This is a genomic window from Sinorhizobium medicae (assembly GCF_007827695.1).
Classification (GTDB): Bacteria; Pseudomonadota; Alphaproteobacteria; order Rhizobiales; family Rhizobiaceae; genus Sinorhizobium; species Sinorhizobium medicae.
This window is the reverse complement of record NZ_VITA01000021.1, coordinates 84,407-90,637: the sequence shown is the minus strand read 5'-3', so window position 1 is coordinate 90,637 and position 6,231 is coordinate 84,407. Positions and strand designations below refer to the sequence as shown.

Here is a 6,231-nt window from a genome sequence, read left to right as displayed (position 1 = left end):
TGCGATACCTTCATCGTCTTCCGTTCCTTTCCCAGCCAGGAAAATGCACCGGAAAACTCTAACCAAAACTGGTCCAGTTTGAAGGGTTCAGATCACCCTCAGGCGTCGAGGCGACCAGGGAGCCAACCCCGGACGTGAGATAATAAACATGGTCTATGGGGGCGCCGGCCTTAGCAATAAGAGCGCCCCTAGCCACTTTGACATAGGCGAGGTCAGGAGCAATCTGGTTATGGTCGGGCTCCGGAAGCAAGTCCAACAACTGGTTGTCAACCGCAGCTTGGACTGGAATTGCCATTGCCTTCCCCTCAATGGGAGCCGGGGGCCGCGGCTCAGTCGGCATCTTTCTGCCAAAAATTGCGGATCATGTTACATAACTCTAGCATGCCGGCTGCCCATCGACTATGTGCAAGCAGCAGCATTCTGAAAGGCCAGTCGTCTCCAATCCGACGGTGAACGTACGTTTCCGGACGCTTTGTCCTCGGGGCGAAGTATTGACTCGCCATGTAGACAAAGACGCGTAGACTTTCCCCGAGGCGGTCGCCAGTCCCGGGAGGAGAGCTAATGAGACCCCAAAGAGTATCCACCCTTGATCCACTAGGGCCTGACGAGCTCGAGTTGATCGAAGGCATTTTCCTTAACGAACTGCAATTGCGGGCCTTACCACTGAAGTCCGAGGAGGCTGCAATACTCGCAGCGAGGCTGATTGGTGCCTATCAGTCTGGAGTACGCGACGCTGCAGGCCTCGCCGCGGCGGCGGAACGTATGTGATGCAGCACCTCCCGATCACCTTGAAGCGCACTTGCGTACTCCCACGCGTCGCAGGTCACCTGCTAAAATTCGTGCAACTAAGGCAGGCTGCGTGGGCTATTTCCGCGATCGGAACGCCGTCATAAGCGTATCTCCGAGATAGCGCGGCAGCGCCATGCACGCCAACATCCATAGTGTGGTTATGCACCGACGTTGTTAATGACGAGTCGAGTCACATGAACAGGCGTACCGCGTAGGAGTGCGGAGCAAGGTAGGTTTGGACATGCCCTTATCCTCCTTGTAATGGTCTTTACCATCCGCAACCACACGGAGATTGCCCTGTGCCCAGAGCAGAGTCTCATGTAGCCCGAGTTGAAATGCAGTGCTGCGACCATGCGGATGCTGAGGGGCTGAGATGAGATATCCGCTCCAGCTGCAATTTTGCTGCACATGGACGAGTTCGACGTTCTCCGCGTCAGAACGCATTGAAGACGACGAACACAAGTCCAGAGCCTTCCGCACCGAATACCTGGCTGCAGATGGCGAAGCGGTTATCAGGTGCTCCACCTGCTTTCAAAGCATAGTCGATGCCAATGATGGCGGTGCCCGACCACGAAAAGGCGGTCGCCAGCTCTCGCAATAGAATGACGATGCCGTCGAATGCGCCGCTCAGGTTACGGAGTGCAAGGCACGCGGGTGAGTGCGTCAGAAAGCGTGATTGCGGTTCGTTTGCCCCCGCGTGTGAGGCGAACGCAGAAGATCCACTCGAAGCGCTCGAAGGGGGAAGATATGTCTTGCGGTCCCGCGATTCATGCTGCTGCTCGAGCTCACGCATCTGCGCCATGAGCCGGTCTTCCAGCCTGCAGGTGTGATCATACCGATGCGAATCGGATTGGCGACAGGCCGACAGCTTCTTCAGGCGATAGTCCGAAACGTGGAAGGCTTCCATGGGTGAGTCGCAAGGTTACGCGGGTCTGGCGACCCGAATCGCAGTAAAGGCTCCGAATGTGCGATATGGCCGGGGAGGCGGAACGGATTAGACTGAGCGGTCATGGCAGATCCCGCTGAACCGGAGGTACGCAATATTTTCGAGATCTGCATCGATTCCGTCGGAGATGCCGAAGGCGCCCAAGCGAAGTTGAGCGCCATCCCGACGATGAGACTGATCTAGCGTCGAGCATTGCATTGGCCGCGCGATCCTTCGGCCTTTCCGAAGGGCTTCTCTGAACCCAGTACTGGAATTTGTCAGGCAATGTACGCAGCCGTTGCTGAGACATGCGAAGATACAATTCTGCGTTGATTGTTGAACATCGGCGATACATCTGGAGAGCACAGCTTGGGAGTCGTTTTTTAACTCAAATGGAGTCTTTCTATGTCGTCTAATTCCTTGAGCCGACGCGGTTTTATGGCGGCTGCCGCGATTGTCAGCGCGGCATCCATGTTGAAGCCCCCCATGTCGTTTGCTGCCAGTAGTGCGGCGGACGAGATCCGACCCTTTAAAGTCAATATTCCCGACAGCGCGATACAGGAACTCAGACAGCGGCTTGCCGTGGCTCGCTGGCCCGCAAGGGAGAACGTTGCAGATGATTCCCAAGGAGTCCAGCTCGATCGTCTGCGTAGTCTCGTCGACTATTGGGCAGATGGCTACGACTGGCGAAAAGTCGAAGCACAACTCAACGCGCTGCCAATGTTTATTACAGAAATAGAGGGCCTCGACATTCACTTTATTCACGTCCGCTCAAAACACGAAGACGCCCTGCCGCTGATTATGACGCATGGTTGGCCCGGCTCAGTGCTGGAGATGCTCAAAGTCATTGATCCGTTGACAAATCCCACCGCGCATGGTGGCACAGAGGAGGACGCATTCCATCTGGTAGTTCCGTCGATTCCTGGCTTTGGCTTCTCGGGAAAGCCGAACGTCCGCGGCTGGGGTTCGGACCATATCGGTCGCGCCTGGGGCACGCTCATGAACCGATTGGGATATGAAAGGTTCGTCTCTCAGGGCGGTGATTGCGGATCGGTCATCTCTCAGCGCATGGCGCACCAGAACGTTCCTGGTCTTATTGGTATTCACCTCAACATGCCCGCAATCGTTCCCAAAGAGATCGTGCCAATTCTGGCCGCCGGAGCTCCCGCACCCGCTGATCTCACCGATGAGGAGCGTGCATGTTTCGACAAGCTCGCGATTTTCTATCGTGGCAGCGCCGCGTACGCACAAATGATGGTCACAAGACCTCAGACAATTGGCTATTCGCTCGTAGATTCGCCGATCGGAATGGCCGCTTGGATGTATGACAAGTTCGCTGAGTGGACGTATAGCAACAAGCAGCCCGAAAAGGTCCTTACACGCGACGAAATGCTTGATGACATTTCGCTGTATTGGTTTACTGAGACGGGTGCCTCGTCTGCCAAGATTTACTGGGAAGACCACACCAACAACTTCAATGCGCTTGAAAAGATACCTTCTGTTCCCGTCGCAGTTAGTGTCTTTCCGGGAGAAATCTATCAAGCTCCAAAATCTTGGACTGAGCGGGCTTTTGGCAACCTCATCTATTTCAATAAGGTTCCGAACGGCGGCCACTTTGCCGCATGGGAGCAGCCTACAATCTTCACGGAGGAAGTTCGGGCGGCGTTCCGGACCATGCGCTAACATACTTACCCAGTGGTCGCCGTTTATTGCGGCGGCCATAGCGCATTGCCAATCCCCCAGCATTAACCCTGACCGTGCTTTACTCAGCAGCCAATTACCAAGATGTGTCGTGCAAACGAAACTCGTATGTGGGCTTGGCATAGCAGTTCCCGCAAGGGCAGAATGATCTGGCCGCCCATAGATCCTTTGGGAAGAAGGGTGGAAGGATCCCGGGTTCTCCGTGAGAGCTGGCATGAGGGGAGCTCAGTCGCGGCGTGAGATCTTCAGCGTGTGTCTCTAGCGCGGCAGATCGATATTATTTCGCACTGATCTTGTAAGTGATGCGGAAGAAGAGCACGCGGATGGCCGCTGACAGCTTCCGGCCTAAAACGGAGCTTTTGGTAAACGCTGTGCCGGTAACACTTGGGGGCAATCATTGCGATTGAACCTGAGCCGTTCAACGTTACGGCAACCGGCCGATGCTGCGACATCGAACTTACAGGGGCAGGGCGCGTGGTGGCGTCCGATCAACCGTTCGGCGGTGGTAATAGGCCATTCGGCATGACCGCGACCTTTAGAACGCCGGACAGCCCAAAAAAAGAGGCCCCCACTACCGTCTAGGGTGACACGCCGCGGATACTGAGCCTCCGGCAATCGGATGCCGGAGGCGGAGGGTTAGTTGGAAGCGGTCTTGGCGGTCTTTTCGGTCAGACCCGCCACAATATTCGGATGAGAGACCATCGCTACATGCGAGCGGCCCTTCACAACGACGGTGTCTTTCGACTTCGCGCGTTCTGCCATCCATTTCAGCGCCTTGGGCGGAATATTTTTGTGCGTCGCCGTACACAAACTACGACGGATCGTTTTCGGCAGGCTCCCCGGCAGGTTCCTTAGGGGCAGCCTCCGCGACTGGCCGTTGACTTGCGGCCATTTGCTTGGCTTCCTTAAGGGGCAGGTCGCCCGCGAATTGTTTGCGGAACTTCATCTGCTCGATATAGAGATCATGACCGCCGTCAGGCAAGGCTACTGGGTCGGCGGGCGTGGGACCGGAGGTGCTTCCGGGAAATTTCTCGCTGAGTTTAATGGCACTTTCGCCAGCTTCCGGAGCAAAAGCCGCCACGTATACCAAAGCTTTCACGTTGTCATGTCCAACTGCCGCGCCGGAAATAACGTGGCCGCCATATGAATGTCCAACTAGAGCGACCGGTCTCTTGATGCCGGAGAGGGTAGAGGAGACGTACGCCGCGTCACTTTTGAGAGCCTGTGTCGAAGTTCTCCGGTCATTTCGTTAGTGTGGCGACGCCGCTCATTCACGACTTCCTCGACCGCAAGGTCGCCGGGGGGTACTGAATATAATACCGCGCAGCCCTCTAGCTGCGCAGTATTTATATCGTCATGACAGTACGGCGCGAGGTTCGAGAAATGCCTCGAGTCCGAACACACCGAATTCTCTCCCGATACCGGATTGCTTGAAGCCGCCAAAGGGTGCCAGCGGGTCATGCGGCGCATCGTTGATGAACACGCGGCCTGCTTCGATCTGGTTCGCGACGCGTTTCGCCCGCTCGACATCAGAGGAAAAGACGTGCGCCTGCAAGCCGTAATCGGTATCGTTTGCGATTGCGATGGCGTCTTCCTCATCCCTATAGGGGATCAGTGAGAGAACCGGTCCAAAGATCTCTTCGCGGGCGATGCGCATGTCGTTGCGAACGCCGGTAAAGATGGTCGGTTTAACGAACCAGCCGCGGTGAAGCCCTTCCGGCCGACCTTCGCCGCCTGCAAGCAGTCTGGCACCTTCTTCCTGTCCTAATCGGATATAGCTTTGTACGCGATCCCACTGCTTTTGGCTTACCATTGGACCTACTTGGACCTGGTCGTCTGCAGGGTATCCTGCCCTGAACTCCCTGACCGTGTGGCTGAGACGTTCCTCGATCTCGTTGAGTCTGCTTTCAGGAGCGAGGATGCGAGTTCCGGCGATGCATGCCTGCCCGCTGTTTCGGAACCCTGCTGCCAGCACCTGCGGGATGACGACCTCAAGATCGGCGTCGTCCAGAATGACAGTCGGACATTTGCCGCCGAGTTCCATGGTGACACGCTTCATGGTGGCTGCGGCGGTTTGGACGATCCGGCGCCCGGTCGCTGTGGAACCTGTGAAGGTGATTTTCGAAACGTCGCGGTGGGTCGTCAGAGCCGCGCCAACGACGTTTCCGTATCCGGTAACAATATTGAATATGCCATCGGGCAGGCCCGCAGCATGAAGGCACTCGGTGATCACCTGGGTCTGAAGAGCGCTCTTTTCCGATGGTTTGATCACCATCGTTGCGCCGGCAGCAATGGCGGCAGATAGCTTGCCGCAGATAAAACTATAATTGCTGTTCCAGGGCGTGATCGCGACGGCAACCCCTGAGGGCCGCATCTCCACGTCGGCGCTTCCCATCCGACGTCGAAATTCATAGTCTTTCAGCGTTCTTGCCATCTCCAGAAAGACCATGCCTGCCCTTGGTGCAGAAAAGCCGATGAAATTGGATGGCGCGCCATATTCTTCGCGCATGGCGCAGGCGAGATCGTCGGTTCGCGCCAATACCGCAGCATGCAAGCGGTTCAGCATGTCGATCCGCTCTTCCTTCGCCGTATTCGAGAAGGTCGAAAATGCCCTTTTGGCGGCGGCGACCGCACGGTCTGCGTCCTGCGCGTCCGCGAGCCGCACGCTACCAATTTGATCTTCGGTCGCCGGATTGAACAGTGGCGCCCATTCGTCCCCATGAGGCTCGATGAACTTGCCGTCGATGTAGGTTCGATCGATGATGTGCACGTTTCTTCTCCTGTGAAAGCTCGAGATGACTTCACAGCAAAAATGG

4 protein-coding genes and 2 pseudogenes are annotated in these 6,231 nt (G+C 56.4%); 2 read left to right on the top strand and 4 right to left on the bottom strand.

The genetic code is table 11. The features are described from left to right. Positions 1–91: 91 nt before the first annotated feature. Positions 92–295, bottom strand: a pseudogene (locus tag FB009_RS33015) (Crp/Fnr family transcriptional regulator); the annotation flags it as partial. Positions 296–561: 266 nt separating this feature from the next. Here FB009_RS33015 and FB009_RS27185 point away from each other — a divergent pair. Then, complete coding sequence (locus tag FB009_RS27185) at positions 562–768, top strand: hypothetical protein (protein ID WP_011970545.1); 207 nt, start codon at positions 562–564, stop codon at positions 766–768. 454 nt (positions 769–1,222) lie between these two features. Here the strand turns inward: FB009_RS27185 and FB009_RS27175 are convergent, their stop codons facing one another. Then, positions 1,223–1,696 carry a hypothetical protein gene (locus FB009_RS27175; protein ID WP_011970547.1) on the bottom strand — a complete coding sequence of 158 codons (474 nt, stop codon included), beginning with the start codon at positions 1,694–1,696 and terminating at the stop codon, positions 1,223–1,225. A gap of 423 nt (positions 1,697–2,119) precedes the next feature. Here FB009_RS27175 and FB009_RS27170 point away from each other — a divergent pair, with 423 nt between their 5' ends. Beyond that, positions 2,120–3,397, top strand: coding sequence for an epoxide hydrolase family protein (locus FB009_RS27170; RefSeq protein WP_011970548.1), 1,278 nt, complete (start codon positions 2,120–2,122; stop codon positions 3,395–3,397). A 654-nt stretch (positions 3,398–4,051) separates the two neighbouring features. Here the strand turns inward: FB009_RS27170 and FB009_RS27165 are convergent. Further along, positions 4,052–4,628: pseudogene (locus FB009_RS27165) on the bottom strand (alpha/beta fold hydrolase); the annotation flags it as partial. A gap of 141 nt (positions 4,629–4,769) precedes the next feature. Further along, positions 4,770–6,185, bottom strand: a complete 1,416-nt coding sequence (locus tag FB009_RS27160) for an aldehyde dehydrogenase family protein (protein WP_011970549.1) — start codon at positions 6,183–6,185, stop codon at positions 4,770–4,772. Positions 6,186–6,231 lie beyond the last annotated feature (46 nt).

Bases quoted from the DNA above. Each gene is read 5' to 3' on its own strand.
- FB009_RS27185 (WP_011970545.1), top strand. From the start codon at position 562: ATGAGACCCCAAAGAGTATCCACCCTTGATCCACTAGGGCCTGACGAG.
- FB009_RS27175 (WP_011970547.1), bottom strand. From the start codon at position 1,696: ATGGAAGCCTTCCACGTTTCGGACTATCGCCTGAAGAAGCTGTCGGCC.
- FB009_RS27170 (WP_011970548.1), top strand. From the start codon at position 2,120: ATGTCGTCTAATTCCTTGAGCCGACGCGGTTTTATGGCGGCTGCCGCG.